This is a genomic window from Streptomyces sp. NPDC020362 (genome assembly GCF_040642095.1).
Lineage (GTDB): Bacteria > Actinomycetota > Actinomycetes > Streptomycetales > Streptomycetaceae > Streptomyces.
Map to the genome: position 1 here is coordinate 1 of NZ_JBFAET010000209.1, position 15154 is coordinate 15154.

General features: G+C 72.4%; 12 protein-coding genes and 1 pseudogene. 4 read left to right on the forward strand and 9 right to left on the reverse strand.

Annotation, left to right across the window (positions count from 1 at the left end; translation table 11 throughout):
* From AB0H32_RS40430 to AB0H32_RS40465, 8 genes are all read right to left on the reverse strand, one after another.
* Positions 1 to 2021 (reverse strand): hypothetical protein (locus AB0H32_RS40430; protein ID WP_361132012.1); only part of this gene is annotated, 2021 nt, incomplete at its 3' end.
* A 399-nt stretch (positions 2022 to 2420) separates the two neighbouring features.
* Positions 2421 to 2780, reverse strand: coding sequence for a hypothetical protein (locus AB0H32_RS40435; protein ID WP_361132015.1), 360 nt, complete (start codon positions 2778 to 2780; stop codon positions 2421 to 2423).
* A gap of 597 nt (positions 2781 to 3377) precedes the next feature.
* The gene (locus AB0H32_RS40440) at positions 3378 to 4571 is read right to left on the reverse strand and encodes a VWA domain-containing protein (protein WP_361132018.1); all 1194 of its coding nucleotides are present in this window, start codon (positions 4569 to 4571) and stop codon (positions 3378 to 3380) included.
* Positions 4564 to 5472 carry a MoxR family ATPase gene (locus AB0H32_RS40445; RefSeq protein WP_361132021.1) on the reverse strand — a complete coding sequence of 303 codons (909 nt, stop codon included), beginning with the start codon at positions 5470 to 5472 and terminating at the stop codon, positions 4564 to 4566. Before AB0H32_RS40445 ends, AB0H32_RS40440 begins: the two co-directional genes overlap by 8 nt.
* Positions 5465 to 6391, reverse strand: a complete 927-nt coding sequence (locus AB0H32_RS40450) for an XdhC family protein (protein WP_361132024.1) — start codon at positions 6389 to 6391, stop codon at positions 5465 to 5467. The genes AB0H32_RS40445 and AB0H32_RS40450 overlap by 8 nt, the downstream gene beginning before the upstream one ends.
* A 10-nt stretch (positions 6392 to 6401) precedes the next feature.
* A complete protein-coding gene (locus tag AB0H32_RS40455; protein WP_361132027.1) occupies positions 6402 to 8774 on the reverse strand; it encodes an aerobic carbon-monoxide dehydrogenase large subunit in 2373 nt (790 codons plus the stop codon).
* The gene (locus AB0H32_RS40460) at positions 8771 to 9292 is read right to left on the reverse strand and encodes a (2Fe-2S)-binding protein (protein WP_361132029.1); all 522 of its coding nucleotides are present in this window, start codon (positions 9290 to 9292) and stop codon (positions 8771 to 8773) included. The genes AB0H32_RS40455 and AB0H32_RS40460 overlap by 4 nt, the downstream gene beginning before the upstream one ends.
* A gap of 1 nt (position 9293) precedes the next feature.
* Positions 9294 to 10166, reverse strand: a complete 873-nt coding sequence (locus tag AB0H32_RS40465; RefSeq protein ID WP_361132032.1) for a xanthine dehydrogenase family protein subunit M — start codon at positions 10164 to 10166, stop codon at positions 9294 to 9296.
* A 122-nt stretch (positions 10167 to 10288) separates the two neighbouring features.
* Here AB0H32_RS40465 and AB0H32_RS40470 point away from each other — a divergent pair, with 122 nt between their 5' ends.
* The 3 genes and pseudogenes from AB0H32_RS40470 (at position 10289) to AB0H32_RS40480 (ending at position 12605) form a co-directional block, all read left to right on the forward strand.
* The gene (locus tag AB0H32_RS40470; protein ID WP_361132035.1) at positions 10289 to 11239 is read left to right on the forward strand and encodes a LysR family transcriptional regulator; all 951 of its coding nucleotides are present in this window, start codon (positions 10289 to 10291) and stop codon (positions 11237 to 11239) included.
* Between the two features lie 162 nt (positions 11240 to 11401).
* A pseudogene (locus AB0H32_RS40475) lies at positions 11402 to 11496 on the forward strand.
* Between the two features lie 191 nt (positions 11497 to 11687).
* Positions 11688 to 12605: an SGNH/GDSL hydrolase family protein gene (locus AB0H32_RS40480; protein WP_361132038.1), complete on the forward strand. Its 918-nt coding sequence runs from the start codon at positions 11688 to 11690 to the stop codon at positions 12603 to 12605.
* A gap of 63 nt (positions 12606 to 12668) precedes the next feature.
* On the opposite strand, the gene pgm is transcribed toward AB0H32_RS40480, so the two are convergent.
* Complete coding sequence (gene pgm, locus AB0H32_RS40485; RefSeq protein WP_361132041.1) at positions 12669 to 14309, reverse strand: phosphoglucomutase (alpha-D-glucose-1,6-bisphosphate-dependent); 1641 nt, start codon at positions 14307 to 14309, stop codon at positions 12669 to 12671.
* 187 nt (positions 14310 to 14496) lie between these two features.
* On the opposite strand from pgm, the gene AB0H32_RS40490 reads away from it, so the two are divergent.
* The gene (locus AB0H32_RS40490) at positions 14497 to 15114 is read left to right on the forward strand and encodes a DUF4328 domain-containing protein (protein ID WP_361132043.1); all 618 of its coding nucleotides are present in this window, start codon (positions 14497 to 14499) and stop codon (positions 15112 to 15114) included.
* The last annotated feature ends 40 nt before the right edge of the window (positions 15115 to 15154 follow it).

The following is a 15154-nucleotide window of genomic DNA, read 5'->3' on the forward strand; positions in this document are numbered from 1 at the left end:
GCCGCGGCCAAGGACGGCAGGGTGAAGGTCTGCGTACCGCCCGAGGAGGCGGTCCAGCCGGACACCTCGCCCGCGTAGGCGCTGCCGAAGGCACTGCCGCGGAGCGTGGTGCCGCTGGGCAGGGTCGCGGTTACATGGACGCCGTTCGGTGCCTGTACGGTCACGGTGTCGCCGATGCGGTAGGCGGTGACCTGGTCGGCGTTCACGGCGGTCTTCCAGGCTGCACGGCGCTGCAGTTCGGTGCCGATGTCCTTCATTCTCAGGTTCACCAGCGGGGTGTTGTCCGCGAACAGGCCGTCGTAGCCGCCGAGCACGCCGTTGAGGACGGGGTAGGCGATGCGGTCCTCGGCGAGGTTGGACTGGTGGACGAAGTGCGGCTTGGGGTCGTTGGAGAGCACGTGGCCGAGGGCGATGCGGGTCTCCAGCGGCACGATGTGGTCGCCGTAGCCGGTGCCGGTGTTCAGCGGCGCGGGCAGGCAGGTGGTGGTGGGGTTGTCCTCGCAGATGCCGCTGCCGCCCTGGGCGCGGCTGGTGTAGAGCCAGTTGTACTCGTCGACCTGCTCGGCGACGTGCCCGGCGTTGTAGAAGACGTTCATCGGGTAGCGGGCGACCGTGGTGGCGTTGCCGACCGTGCGCTGTTCGGGGTCGCGGGAGTTGTCGGAGGCGATCCAGCCGATGCCCTCGTCGGCGAGGGCGGGGGCGAGGTTGGGGTTGTCGTCGGACTGCTGCGGCAGGATCCGCAGTCCCGAGTGCTCGCCGGTGACCAACTCGTCGGGCTGCAGGGGAAGTCCGCTGATCCGTCCCCGGACGCGGTTGTTGGCGATCTCGTCGTCGATGGCGCTCCGGCCGACCCACTGGGTGCTGCCGTCGGCGTTGGTCCGGCACTTCCAGGGCACCACGGTGATGTCCTGTTCGCAGCCGAGGAAGGCGTGCGTGTAGGTGTGGTTGACCCAGCGGAACTGGTCGCGGTCGGCGATCAGCTTGTCGGCGAGCGTGTCGACGCCGTTGTTGTCCTCGCGCTCGTCCACGCTGCCGGATCCGTTGTAGACGAGGTCGAGGGTGAAATGGTGGCCCTTCTGCCAGGCGGTGGCGTAGTCGACGTCGGCGGGGGTCATGCGGATCGGGTTCGGTGTTCCGGCCCCGTTGGTGCAGTCGACGTCGCTGGGTGTGCAGTTGAGCCGGGTGTCCCAGCGGTCGTCGGCGGCGAACACGTCGTCCACGTGGACGGCGAAGTAGTTGCGGGTGGCGCCGAGGTGCACACCGCCGGTCATCCATTCCACGATGCCCCGGGCCAGCAGCCGGAACTGCTCCTGGTACTGGTTGCAGACGAAGGTGACGACCAGCTCGCGCCGCCCGTCGTGCCGGTACTCGCCGACCAGTGAGCCCTGCCGGGAGGTGCCCGGGACGGGTGCCTGGACGTACGGGGTGAAGTCGGCGCCGGGTGCGGGGGTCGACAGGTAGGCGTAACTCTCGCCCACGGAGGACGAGTTGTCCTCGAAGGGGACGGCGCCGTCGAGGTAGCCGAAGGGTCCGGCCCTGCCCGCGGCGGTCACCTGGGCCTGCACGCCGTCGATGCTGCCCGAGTAGCCGCCGGTGACCGGGTACTGGAGGCCTGCCGCGGGGCGGGCGTAGGTGTACGCGTCGACCTGGGGGACGGCGTACGTCTGTTCGTAGGAGGCGAGCGCGGCCATCTCGGCGGAGCCGGCGGCGAACGGGTTGTCGTTGGGCAGGACGACGGCCTGGTACTTGGCGCGGGGCCGCCCGTCGACGGTGTCCGCGAGGAAGGCGGCGTCGACGGTGGGACGGTTCGAGCGTGTGAGGTCGACCTCGGTGTACGGCGTTCCCGCCGCGTCGAGTTCGGCGGCGATGGCGTCGGTGGCCGGACCGCCGTCGCCGACCACCAGGACTCTGAGGTCGATGCGCGGCGCCGCGGTGCCGGCCTGGGCCGTTGCGGCCGGCAGACCGAGCGCGGCAATGAGTGCACCGGCCGTCAGGGCCGTGGTGCATATGGTCCGCTTCATGCGGTGAAGTCCCCTCCCCGGGCAGGGGCGAGTACGGCTCCCGTGGAGCGGACGCACCCCCTTGCGCGACGCCGGCGTCCCCCTCAGAAGCCGGTCGTCGACGCATCCGTCGCGTCACATGGTGATGGCTGTGTGTAGCTATTGCGGTCGCCTTACGAAACCTGACGGAAAAGTACAGGCGGCCAAAGGGGGCGCGAGGCAACCCGTTCGGCCGTCTTCCCGTCGCCGCCGCACGGGAGACGGCGGCAGTCCGTCCGCTCCGGTGTGCTAGTCCGGGCCGGTATGACACACCGGCGGGCCGATGGGGCCCGCCGGGCGAAGTGCCAGTGGTCCAGACCAGGCAGGATCTGCCCAGAGGGTCCGGTTCAGGTCACTCGCACCATGGGTCCGACTGGTCCGTCAGGCGCAGAGTACGCGCGCCTCGGGCGTGTAGACGGGGCCACCGCTGTTGTTCGTACTGTCGCTGAACTCGGCGTAGTAGTACGAGTAGAAGCCGATGTTGCCGTTGCAGCCGGAGTCGGCGGCGACCTGGAGGGTCAGCGTGACGGTGCGGCTCCGGCCGGGCGGGATGGTCGCGCCGCAGTCGGCGCCGAGGCTGGCCGGACCGGTGCCGGAACAGGCGGTGCCCCCGGCGGCGGTGGCCAGGCTGCAGCCGGTGAAGCTGTACTTCAGGTCGGGGCGCTGGGTGGTGAGCCAGGTCGGGTCGATGGTCTGGTACACGAACCAGATGTCGTAGGTCTTGTTGTTGGTGATGGTCATCGACAGGTGCACCGTGCCGCCGGGGATGGTGGTGGCGCTGTCGGTGCTGAAGTCAGCGCGGCCGGCGCCGGGTCGGCACTGGCCGCCGGGGCGAGGCCGAAGACGGCGAGGACGAGGGCGAGGACAGCGGTCCCAGGCGTCTCATCAGAGGTGATCGCATGGCCCGGGAGGCTAGGCATGCGGTGAGCGCGGCGTCTGCCCCGCCGGAAGCACCCCGCACACCGATCGGCCGAAAGTGTGCGTAACGTGAAGGTGATGCGATGAATCTGTGACGCAACGTCGCGGACCGTGTACGCGCACGGTGCGGGCGGGTGGTCCGAGGGGCTCTCGGGAGCCGGCGGAACACCCCTGCGTCCGGGCGGTATTGGCGGGTACGCGCCCCCGGCTCGTGCACGGAATGCAGGCCACCGTTTGTGTGCCGGGGACCTTCTCGGCCAAACACCGTTTTCCGGCCGGGGGTCGGCGGCTCCGGCTCGGCGGCCGGACACCGCGCGGGAGATCCGAGTTCCCGGACCGGCCACGGCGTCCCCGGATACGCCGAGGGTGCGCATCCCCCGGTCCCGGGCAGGGCATGGACGGCAGCGCCCCGGGGCAGGGTCACCGGCGGCGGCGCGGGGCGGACAGAGCGGCGGTGAAGTCGTCCAGGGCCGCGAGGCTGTGGGCGCTGACGACCGCGTCGCAGTAGGGCAGCGCCGCGGCCATGCCGGCCACGAGCGGACGGTAGCGCGGACTTGCCGTGCGCGGGTTGACCCATATGACGCGGTGGGCGACCCGGGACAGCCGCGCCATGTGGGTGGCGAGGTCGACGGGTGCGCCGGTGTCCCAGCCGTCGGAGATGATGGCGACCACCGCGCCGTGCGCCATGCCGCGCCGGCCGAACCGCTCGTTGAACTCCGCCAGGCACTCCGCGATCCGGGTACCCCCCGACCAGTCCGGGGCCGCCCGTCCGGCCCGCGCCAGGGCGTCGTCCGGCCCGGCCCGCCGGAGGACGGGCGTGAGGCGGGTGAGCCGGGTGGCGAAGGTGAAGACCTCGGCGCGGGTGGCCCGGGCGGCGCAGTAGAGCAGCTGGAGCATCGCGCGGGCATAGGGCTCCATCGATCCGGAGATGTCGCAGAGCACGATGAGGTCGCGGGGGCGGGCGCGGGGCACGAAGCGCCGCAGCCGCAGCGGGTATCCGCCGGTGCGCCGGCTGGCGGAGAGGGTGCGGCGCACATCGATGCGCGCACCGTGGTGCGCGGTGCGGCGTCGACGGGACGGCCGGGTCGGAGTGTGCAGCACCATGGTGCGCATCACTTCGGAGAGCCGCGCCAGTTCCTCGGCGGACAGGTCCGCGAAGTCGCGGTCTGCGAGGCGGTCGAGCGGACTGGCGGTGAGGGGTACGGGAGCCTCCCGGGGCTGTGCGCCGGTGTCCCGGCTCCGTGCGTCCGCCGTGGCGTTGCGGCTGCCGGGGACGCGGCCGGGAACGGTGTCCGGGAGCGATCGGGCCGGGGCGCCGGGCTGCCCGCGCTGTGCTCCGCGGTCGGCCGGGCCGCCGAAGACCTCCCGGAAGACCGCGTCGAACGGCTCGATCTGCTCGCGGTCGGACACCAGGGTGGCGAGCGCGCAGTGCCGCAGCTCCCCTGTCGTCGACGGCGCCAGCAGGGTGAGCGCCCGCGCGAAGCTCCGGGTGCGGTCGGGGCCGACCGTGATTCCCGCGCCGTGCAGGGCTGCGGCGAACGAGGCGGCCAGTTCCGGCAGGTCAGGCAGGTCGGACGGGCCAAGAAGGTCGGACGGGCCGGGCAGGTCAGGCATCGGAGCCGGCCTCCGCGTCGACCAGCTGCGCCAGTCCGGTCCGGCGCACGGCCTCCAGGTCCTCGGCGTACTTGAGGACGGCGCCCAGGGTGCGGTCGGCGGCGGCGGCGTCGAGCACGCAGAGCCCCAGCGCGTGCAGCGCGCCCGCCCAGTCGATGGCCTCGGCGATGCCGGGCGGCTTGGTGAGCTCCTGCCGGGCGCGCAGGCGGGCCACCCCGCGTGCCACGCGCGTGGCCAGCCACTCGGCCGACTCCGGCACCCGTCTGCGGATGATCGCGGCGACGCGTGCGGTGTCCGGGTAGTCGATCCAGTGGTAGAGGCAGCGGCGCTTGAGTGCGTCGTGCAGATCCCGGGTGCGGTTGGAGGTCAGGACGGCCACCGGCGGCACCGCGGCCGTCCGGGTGCCGAGTTCGGGGATGGTGACCGCGGCATCGGCGAGCAGTTCCAGCAGGAACGCCTCGAACTCGTCGTCGGCGCGGTCGACTTCGTCGATGAGCAGTACCGCCGGCCGCGGTCCGGGGTGGCAGATCGCGGCGAGCAGCGGCCGTGGCAGGAGGTAGTCGTCGGTGAACAGGTCGGCGTCCCGCAGGGGCTCCCCGCGGGACTCGGCCAGCCGGATGGCCAGCAGCTGGCGGGGGTAGTTCCACTCGTAGAGGGCCTCCGCCGAGGACAGTCCCTCGTAGCACTGCAGCCGGATCAGCGGGGTGTCGAGCACGGCGGCGAGCGCGCGGGCCGCCTCGGTCTTGCCGACGCCGGGCTCGCCCTCCAGCAGGATCGGCTGCCGCATACGCACGGCCAGCAGCAGCGCCGTGGCCAGGGCGTCGTCGGCCAGGTAGCCGACCGCTCCCAGACGCGAGCGCAGGGCGGGGACATCGGGTACGAGGGGGTCGACGTCAGGCATGCGCGTAACGGGAGGGCTCGTCGGCGAAGGCGTGCTGGCACCCCGGCCCGCAGAAGTACACCCTGCTGCCGGCCCGGTCCGCCGACAGGGTGGCGGGCGTGATCGCCACGGTCATGCCGCACACGGGATCCACGCCCTCGGCCACGCCCTCGGGCACGGTGGTCTCGGCTGCGGGGCGCACGGCCCGGGCCGCCTGCGGCCGCAGCGCGACGATCTCGGCGTACACCGACAGCGCGATCTCCGCCGGGGTCCGCGCGCCGATGTCCAGCCCGGCCGGGGTGTGGATGCGCGCGCGTTGCTCCGCGGTCAGGTCCAGCGCGGCGAGCACCGCCGCGCCGCGCTTCGGACTGGCGACCAGCCCGACGTACGGGACCCCGGAACGTGCGGCCTCGATCAGTACGGTCTCCTCGTCGCGGCCGTGCGTGGCGATGACGACGACGTCCAGATCGGGCGGCAGCGGCTCCCCGGGCGGGGCCGGCCGGGCGTCGAGGCCGAGCACGCGGCCGACGTCGAGCAGGGCGCGGGCGATGGGGGCGTGTCCGTAGACGTAGGCCAGCGCCGGAGGGAGGTTGACCTCCAGGAAGATGTCGAGCGTCCCGCCCGACAGGCAGGGATTGGCCACCGTGACCAGGCCTTCGGCGGGCTCCTGTGCGCCTTGGGTGCCGGTGCCGGCGGCGGGCGTGATCCTCAGCAGCAGCGACTGGCCGCTCTCCAGCACCCGCAGGCCCTGCAGTTGCACCGTCGTCTCGGCGCAGGTGCCGCCCACGAAGCCCTCGACGGTGCCGTCCGGCAGCACCAGCGCGCTGTCCCCGGGCTTCGCGCTCGTGGGCCGCTCCGCGTGGACGACGGTGGCGAGGACGAACGGGGTCCGGCCGTGCCGGAGCACGTCCGCGCGGGTCAGCAGTTCGATGTTCGTCATCGCGGGGGCCTCAGGTGATCGCCAGGTCGGTGCGCAGCGGTCGGCCCTGGGCGGCGCGCCACACCGCGGCGGGTGTCAGCGGCATGTCGACGTGGCGCACGCCGAGCGGCTTCAGCGCGTCGACCACGGCGTTGACCACTGCGGCGGGCGAGCCCACCGTGGCGGACTCTCCGATGCCCTTGGCGCCGATGGGGTGGTGCGGGGAGGGGGTGACGGTCTCGCCGAGCTCCCAGGACGGGCACTCGACCGAGGTGGGCAGGAGATAGTCCATGAACGATCCGCCGAGGCAGTTGCCGTCCTCGTCGAAGGCGATCACCTGCATGAGCGCCATGCCGACGCCGTCGGCGAGCCCGCCGTGCACCTGACCCTCGACGATCATGGGGTTGATCCGGTTGCCGCAGTCGTCCACGGCGATGAACCGGCGGATCTTCACCTGGCCGGTGCCCGCGTCCACGTCGGCGACGCAGACGTAGGCGCCGAAGGGGAAGGTGAGGTTCGGCGGGTTGTAGACGCAGGTCGCGTCCAGGTGGCCCTCCACGCCCTCGGGCAGCTCCAGGCTGGAGTGCGCGGCGAGCGCGATCTCGGCCATGGTCCTGCCCTGGTCGGGGTCGCCCGTGACGTACCAGCGGCCCTTCTCCCATTCCAGGTCGTCCGGGCTCACTTCGAGCATCGCGGAGGCGACGATCTTCGCGCGTTCGCGCACCTTGCGGGCGACCATCGCGGCCGCCGCCCCGGACACCGGCGTCGAGCGGGATCCGTACGTGCCGAGCCCGAACGGGGTCTGGTCGGTGTCGCCGTGCACCACCTCGACGTCGTCGGGCGGGATGCCCAGTTCCTCGGCGACGATCTGCGCGAAGGTCGTCTCGTGGCCCTGCCCCTGGGTCTGTACGGAGATCCGCAGGACGGCCTTGCCGGTCGGGTGCACCCGCAGTTCGGCGCCGTCGGCCATGCCCAGTCCGAGGATGTCCATGTGCTTGCGGGGGCCCGCACCGACGGCCTCGGTGAAGAAGCTGACCCCGATGCCCATCAGCTCGCCGCGCTCGCGCCTGTCGGCCTGCTCCCGGCGCAGGTCGTCGTAGTGCGCGATGTCCATGGCCAGCCGCAGGGCCTTCGGGTAGTCGCCGGAGTCGTACTCCCACCCCGTCTGCGTCTTGTACGGGAACTGCCCGGGCCGCAGCAGGTTGCGCATCCGCAGCTCGGCCGGGTCCGTGCCGAGCGTGTCCGCGAGCACGTCGACCATCCGCTCGACCAGGTACACGGCCTCGGTCACGCGGAACGAGCAGGCGTAGGCGACGCCGCCGGGGGCCTTGTTGGTGTAGACGCCGGTCACGGTGCAGTGTGCGGCGGCCAGGTCGTACGAGCCGGTGAAGACGCTGAAGAAGCCGGCCGGGAACTGCGACGGCTGTGCGGTGGCGTTGAACGCGCCGTGATCGGCGATCACATGGACGCGCAGGCCCTGGATCTTCCCGTCCTTCGTCGCCGCGATCTCCCCGTGCATGTGGTAGTCGCGGGCGAAGGAGGTGCTCATCAGGTTCTCCGAGCGGTCCTCCACCCACTTGACCGGCTTGCCGGTGACGATCGAGCCGACGACCGCGCACACGTAACCGGGGTAGATGCCGACCTTGTTGCCGAAGCCGCCCCCGATGTCGGGGGAGATGATCCGGATCTTGTGCTCCGGGATGCCGGTCACCATCGCGTAGATCGTGCGGTGGGCGTGCGGGGCCTGGGTGGTGGACCACACCGTCAGCTTCCCGGTGACCGCGTCCATGTCCGCGACCGTGCCGCAGGTCTCCAGCGGCGCGGGGTGCACCCGCGGGTACAGCATGTCCTGCTCCACCACGACGTCGGCGGCCGCGAAGACCTCGTCCGTGCGCTCCTTGTCGCCCGCCGACCAGTCGAAGATGTGGTTGTCGCCCTGGTGTTCCTTGTCGTCGCGGATCACCGGCGCGTCCGGTTCGAGCGCCCGGCGGGCGTCGACGACCGGCGGGAGCGATTCGTACTCCACGTCGATCAGTTCGAGGGCGTCCCGGGCTGCGTAGCGGTCCTCGGCGACGACGAAGGCGACCTCCTGGCCCTGGAAGCGCACCTTGTCGGTGGCCAGCACCGCCTGTGTGTCGTACGAGAGCGTGGGCATCCACGCCAGCCCGAGACCGGCGAGGGTCTCCCCCGTGATCACGGCCTTGACCCTCGGGTGTGCCTCGGCGGCGCTGGTGTCGACCGACACGATCCGGGCGTGCGCCAGCGGGCTGCGCAGGACGGCGCCGTACAGCATCCCGGGCAGCCGGACGTCGTCGACGTAGGTGCCGTGGCCGCGGACGAACCGCGCATCCTCCTTGCGGGGCATCCGTCCGAAGCCGACCGGCCGTTCCTCGGTGGTCGTCATGCCCGCACCTCCTCGCGGCCGGGCGCTGGCTCGGTGCCCGCGTCGGCGGTCCCCGACCCGCCGCCGTGCTCGGCGGCCCAGCGGATGGAGCGCACGATGTTCTCGTAGCCGGTGCAGCGGCACATCTGTCCGGAGATGGCCTCGCGGATGTCCTCCTCGGACGGATCCGCGTCGTGGTCGAGCAGCCAGCGGGCCGTCATCATCATCCCCGGCGTGCAGAAGCCGCACTGCAGCCCGTGACAGGCGATGAACCCCTGTTGCACCGGGTCGAGTTCGGTGCCGTGCGCCAGGCCCTCGACGGTCCGCACCTCATGGCCGTCGGCCATCACCGCGAGCACGGTGCAGGACTTGACCGGCGTCCCGTCCAGCCAGACGGTACAAACCCCGCAGTTGGAGGTGTCACAGCCCCAGTGGGTGCCGGTGAGCCCGAGTTCGTCGCGCAGGAAGTGCACGAGCAGCAGCCTGGGCTCCACGTCCCTCGTGTGCTGCTCGCCGTTCACGCTCACGGTGATCCGCATGTCACGCCTCCTGCCCCTGCGCGCGTGCGGCGGCGGCGCGCAGCGCCCGCGTGGTCAGCTCCCCGGCCAGATGCCGCTTGTAGTCGACCGGGCCGCGCTGGTCGGCCGTCGGCCTGCACTCCTGCGAGGCGATCCGGCCCGCCTCGGCGAAGGCCTCGTCGTCCGGGCGTCCGCCGCCGAGGAAGTCCTCGGCCTGCTCGGCAACGAACCATGGGGCACCCACGGCGGTCAGCCCGATACCGGCCTCGGTGATGAGCCCGCCGGAGATCTCCAGCACCGCTCCCGCCGCGACGACCGCCCAGTCGCCGACCCGGCGCTCGACCTTCCGGTAGGCGCTGGCGTGCGAACGGATGGGCACACGGATCTCCACCAGAAGCTCCGCCTCGTCCAGCGCGGTCTCGTACGGTCCGAGGAAGAACTCCCTGATGCCGATGGTGCGCCTGCCTCCGGGGCCCTGGGCGACGAGGGTCGCCCGCAGTGCCGAGAAGGCCGCGGACAGGTCCTCCGACGGATCGGCCTGGCACAGCGAACCGCCCACGGTGCCGCGGTTGCGTACGAGCGGATCGGCGATGACCCGCTCCGCGTCCCGCAGGATGGGGAAGTGTTCGCCGACGACCGGCGAGGCGAGCAGTTCCGCGTGGCGGACCATCGCTCCGACGGCCAGGTCGTGCCCGTCCACCCGGATCAGCGCCAGCTCGCCGAGGCCGTTGATGTCGATGAGGGCTTCGGGCTGGGCCAGCCTCAGTTTCATCATCGGCAGCAGGCTGTGTCCGCCCGCCACCACCCGTGCCTCGGGGCCGTACCGTGTGAGCAGCTCGATCGCCTGCTTGAGGCTGGTGGCCCTCTCGTACTGGAATGCAGCCGGAACCTGCATCGGGCCCTCCTGGATCGTTCTTGCCCGTTGCTGCAGCGATGCTGCGCTCTTCCCACCGGCCGCGCAATGGACATATAAGCATTCACTTATCTCCCCAAACGCGGCAAAATCGGATGGTGACCGTGACGCAGCTCAGCGCCTTCGTGCTGGTTGCGCGGCTCGGTTCGGTCAGCGCTGCGGCGCGGACTCTGGACGTGAGCGAGCCTGCGGTGTCGCAGGCGCTCGCCGCGCTGCGCACCCACTTCGGCGATCCGCTCATCCGGCGCACCGGCGGCGGTGGGATGCGCCTGACGCCCGCCGGGGCGCGGCTGCTGCCGGTCGCGTCGCGGATGGTCGCGCTGAGCGCGGACGCCGAGGCCGCGGTACGGGCGGCACGGGGCGCGCCCGACGAACTGCGGGTCGTCGCCACGAGCACGCTGGCCGAGTTCGTGCTCCCCTCGCTCGTGGAGGCCTTCGCCTGTCGCTCGGGGCGCCGGACGGAGACCTCGTTCGCGGTGGCCTCGGGCAGCGGGATACGCGTGCTGGTGGAGAACCGGCTGGCCGACGTCGCGCTCGGGCCGTGTCCCGGCGCCGCCCGCAGGGGCGAGCTGGTCAGCGAGCCGCTGTTCCGCACCGAGCTGGTCGTGGTGACCCGTGCCAGGTCACCGCGGCCGCCCGGCCCGCCGCCGCAGTGGTCGTGGCTGGTCGATTCCTCCGGGACCGATCCGGACGCGGACTCCGGGCGGCTGCTGCGTCGGCTCGGAGTGGCCGAGGGGCATGTGTGGGTGTTCCCCAACCAGGCCGCGACCTGGGCGGCCGCAGCCGAGGGCGCAGGGGTGGCGCCGGCGCCCGCCCATCTGGTGTCGCCCCGCATCCGGCGAGACGAACTGCGCATCCTGGAGACCCCGGCCACGCCGTCGGACGCCACCTGGCACGCCACCGTCCTGCGGCCGGAGCAGCGTTCCCCGGCCACCGACGCGTTCCTGCACTTCCTGCACACGCCCGCAGCGACCCGCATCATGCGCGCGCCCGGCGCGGGCGTCCCGCCCTCCCGGTTCCGTCCCCCGGTGTACGTCACGCTCTGGGGCGCATGAGAGAGCAGGCTCTCCCCGTGACCGTGGCAGCGGGACGTCGCAGCTGCCGTGCGCCGCGGATCGCCCGTCCCGGTGACACGGCCGGACGCGTCAGGACTGCGTCAGCGGGTCCTGGCATCGTTGTTCTCGTGAACGGCACGGGAATCCGGAAGCCGGTCACGGGGAGAGGTGCCCGGAGTGGTTGATCGGGGACCAGCGAGCACGCCTCGAGGTCGGGCCCCACAAGGCCCACGCAGGTTCGAATCCTGCCCTCTCCGCCGGAGACGCAGATCCGGTCCCCGCCCGACCGCGGGGACCCGGTTGCCGTTCCCTTCCCCCCGGGTACGAATGTTCCTTCCCGCTTCTGGTCCGCGCGACCTACCGGACGGTATACAGGGCCGGTTGAACGCGCGAGGTCCGCTCCTGGGCGCGGCCCCGCGCGATGTACCGGCCTCAGGGGGAGGATTCCATGGCGAACGGCATACAGGGGACGGACGGGGCGAGAGGCCGGCGGCGGATCGCCGTACTGGGCGCGGCACTGGGGGGCTGTGCCCTCGTCGCCGCGTCCACGACGCCCGCCACCGCGCAACCGGCCGGGCACGGCCGCGACCCCGCCTACGTCTCGCTCGGCGACTCGTACACCTCGGGCCCGTTCATCCCCCGCCAGGTCGACGCCGACTGCGCCCGCTCCGACCACAATTACCCCTCGCTCGTGGCGGCGCAGCGGCACGCGACCGCGTTCAAGGACGTGAGCTGCTCCGGGGCCACCACGAACGAGATGTGGAAGCCGCAGGGCTCCAACGGTCCCCAGCTCGACGCGCTGGGACGGGACACCGACCTCGTGACGGTGCAGATCGGCGGCAACGACGTGGGCTTCGGCTCGATCATCGGCACGTGTGCCCGCCTCGGCGCGCAGGACCCGACGGGCAATCCCTGCGAACGCTCCTACAACGCCTTGGGATACGACCGGCTGGCGCTCACCGTCCTGGAGACCGCGCCGAAGATCGACCGGGTGCTGCACGCCGTGCACGCCCGTGCCCCGCACGCGCGGGTGCTCCTCGTCGGCTACCCGGACCTGCTGCCGGACGACGGCAGCGGCTGCTTCCCGTCGGTGCCGTTCGCACGGAAGGACTTCCCCTACCTGCGGGACACCGAGAAGCGGCTGAACCTGATGCTGCGTCTGGTGGCCGCATGGAACCGGGTCGAGTACGTCGACACCTACCGCCCCACGGTCGGCCACGACATGTGCAAGGCGCCCGCGGACCGGTGGATCGAGCCGCTGCAGCCGGCCGCGCCCGCGGCCCCCGCCCACCCCAACGCCACGGGCGAGGCCGCGATGGCGCAGGCCGTGCTGGACCGCCTGGAGCAGGGCCGAGCACGCGGCTGAACTCACGCGGCGACGGCCTGCGCGCACGCGTCGCGCGGGCCGTCGCCGTACGGTCCCGCGGTCTCAGCCGCCGAGCGCGGTGAGGACCACGCCCTTGGCCTCCTCCTGCACCCGGGCCAGATGGCCCGCGCCGAGGAACGACTCGGCGTAGATCTTGTAGACGTCCTCGGTGCCCGAAGGACGGGCCGCGAACCAGGCGTTGGCGGTGGTGACCTTGATCCCGCCGATGGCGGCGCCGTTGCCCGGCGCCTCGGTCAGCACGCCGGTGACCGTCTCTCCCGCGAGGGTGTCGGCGGTGACCTGGGCCGGGGACAACTTGCCGAGCAGCGCCTTCTGCTCCCGGGTCGCGGGGGCGTCGATGCGGGCGTAGGCGGGTTCGCCGAAGCGGTCGGTCAGGTCGGCGTAGTGCTGCGACGGTGTCCTGTCCGTGACCGCCGTGATCTCGGAGGCGAGCAGGGCCAGGATGATGCCGTCCTTGTCGGTGGTCCACACCGAGCCGTCCCGGCGCAGGAAGGACGCGCCGGCCGACTCCTCACCGCCGAACCCGAGGGTGCCCGCCGCGAGTCCGTCCACGAACCACTTGAACCCGACCGGTACCTCGACCAGTCGGCGGCCCAGGTCGGCGGCGACGCGGTCGATCATCGTGGAGGAGACGAGCGTCTTGCCGATGCCCGCGTCGGCGGGCCACTGCTCGCGGTGCCGGTAGAGGTAGGAGATGGCGACGGCGAGGTAGTGGTTGGGGTTCATCAGGCCCGCGTCCGGGGTGACGATGCCGTGGCGGTCGGCGTCGGCGTCGTTGCCGGTGGCGATGCGGAAGCGGTCGCGCTGCTCGATGAGGGAGGCCATCGCGTACGGCGACGAGCAGTCCATCCGGATCCGGCCGTCCCAGTCCAGCGTCATGAACCGCCAGGTGGGGTCGGTGTGGGGATTGACCACGGTCAGGTCGAGGCGGTGCTCCTCGGCGATCCGGCCCCAGTAGGCGACCGACGCGCCGCCGAGCGGGTCGGCGCCGATGCGCAGGCCGGCCGCGCGGATCGCGTCGAGGTCCAGGACGCTCGGCAGGTCGCCGACATAGGCGCCCAGGAAGTCGTACCGCTGGGTGGTGTCCGCTGCAAGTGCGCGGGTGTACGGCAGCCGCTGAACGTCCTTCAGGCCGCCCGCGATGATCTGGTTGGCCCGGTCCTGGATCCAGGAGGTCGCCCCGGAGGCCGCCGGCCCGCCGCTGGGCGGGTTGTACTTGAAGCCGCCGTCGGCGGGCGGGTTGTGCGACGGGGTGACGACCACACCGTCGGCGAGGCCGGAGGTGCGGCCCCGGTTGTGGGTGAGGATGGCGTGCGAGACGGCCGGGGTCGGGGTGTAGCCGTCCGCGCTGTCGACCAGCACGGTCACGTCGTTGGCCGCGAACACCTCGAGCGCGGTGACCTTCGCGGGCTCGGACAGCGCGTGGGTGTCGGCGCCGAGGTACAGCGGGCCGTCCACGCCCTGCGAGGCGCGGTACTCGCAGATGGCCTGGCTGGTGGCGGCGATGTGGTCCTCGTTGAAGGCGGTCGCCAGGGAAGAACCCCGGTGTCCCGAGGTACCGAACGCCACGCGCTGCCCCGGGTCGGCCGGGTCCGGGTGCAGCGCGTAGTACGCCGTGACCAGCCGGGCCACGTCGACAAGGTCCTCGGGACCGGCCGGCCTGCCTGCTCGCTCGTGCGGCATCAGTCCGCTCCTCCGCATCGGTGTGATCGATCACTGGAGCCCATTTTTCCCCGTCACGGGCTCGGGGTGCGAGTGCGCCACCCACGCCGAGGGCGGACCGGGGCCGTCTGCCCTATGATCCGCTTCTCCGATCATCGCTTCCGCGTCACGCCCACGCGTGCCGCCTTCGACAGGCAGGTGTCCCCCCGTGTCCGCATCCATCGCCAAGGCCCCCTGGCCGCTCGCCCGTTCCGCCCAGGCCGCCGTGGCCGCGGCAGCCGTGGTGGACGTCTACCGGGTGGTGACCATGCGGGCGTACCACCTGCATCCGCAGGACACGTCTTCGAGTGCGTATGCGACGGCATCGACGGTGAGCGTGTACACGATGACGGCGGCGGTCGTGCTCTTCCTGGTGTGGTTCGCCCGCTGCCGGCGCAACGCCCAACTCCTCTCCCCCACGCCCCTGCCCGGCACCATGCCGTGGGCCGTGGCCAGCTGGCTGGTCCCGGTGGTGAACCTCTGGGTGCCGCGCGGGCTCGTCCTGGACGTGCACGGTGCGAGCGGCCCCGGCGCGGTGAAGGGGCGCGACAGGGTCCTGGTGAACGTGTGGTGGGCGGCCTGGGTCGGGCGCGCGGTGGTCGTCACCGCGGGCACCGGGCTGGGGCAGGGAACTTCGCTCGCCCTCCTCCTCGCCGGCGAGACCCTCAACCTTTCGGCGGGTGCCCTGGCGGTCGCCGTGATCCAGCGCGTCACGGCGCGGCAGGCCCCGGCGCTGGTGTACGCGGTCGGGGGCCCGGGCGCCGCGGTCCTGGGGCGCCCGTCCTGATCCCCGACGGGGCGGGCGGGCACGGCGGGGGGCGCCTCGG

Bases quoted from the DNA above. Each gene is read 5' to 3' on its own strand.
- AB0H32_RS40435 (WP_361132015.1), bottom strand. From the start codon at position 2,780: ATGACCATCACCAACAACAAGACCTACGACATCTGGTTCGTGTACCAG.
- AB0H32_RS40440 (WP_361132018.1), bottom strand. From the start codon at position 4,571: ATGCCTGACCTGCCCGGCCCGTCCGACCTTCTTGGCCCGTCCGACCTG.
- AB0H32_RS40445 (WP_361132021.1), bottom strand. From the start codon at position 5,472: ATGCCTGACGTCGACCCCCTCGTACCCGATGTCCCCGCCCTGCGCTCG.
- AB0H32_RS40450 (WP_361132024.1), bottom strand. From the start codon at position 6,391: ATGACGAACATCGAACTGCTGACCCGCGCGGACGTGCTCCGGCACGGC.
- AB0H32_RS40455 (WP_361132027.1), bottom strand. From the start codon at position 8,774: ATGACGACCACCGAGGAACGGCCGGTCGGCTTCGGACGGATGCCCCGC.
- AB0H32_RS40460 (WP_361132029.1), bottom strand. From the start codon at position 9,292: ATGCGGATCACCGTGAGCGTGAACGGCGAGCAGCACACGAGGGACGTG.
- AB0H32_RS40465 (WP_361132032.1), bottom strand. From the start codon at position 10,166: ATGCAGGTTCCGGCTGCATTCCAGTACGAGAGGGCCACCAGCCTCAAG.
- AB0H32_RS40480 (WP_361132038.1), top strand. From the start codon at position 11,688: ATGGCGAACGGCATACAGGGGACGGACGGGGCGAGAGGCCGGCGGCGG.
- pgm (WP_361132041.1), bottom strand. From the start codon at position 14,309: ATGCCGCACGAGCGAGCAGGCAGGCCGGCCGGTCCCGAGGACCTTGTC.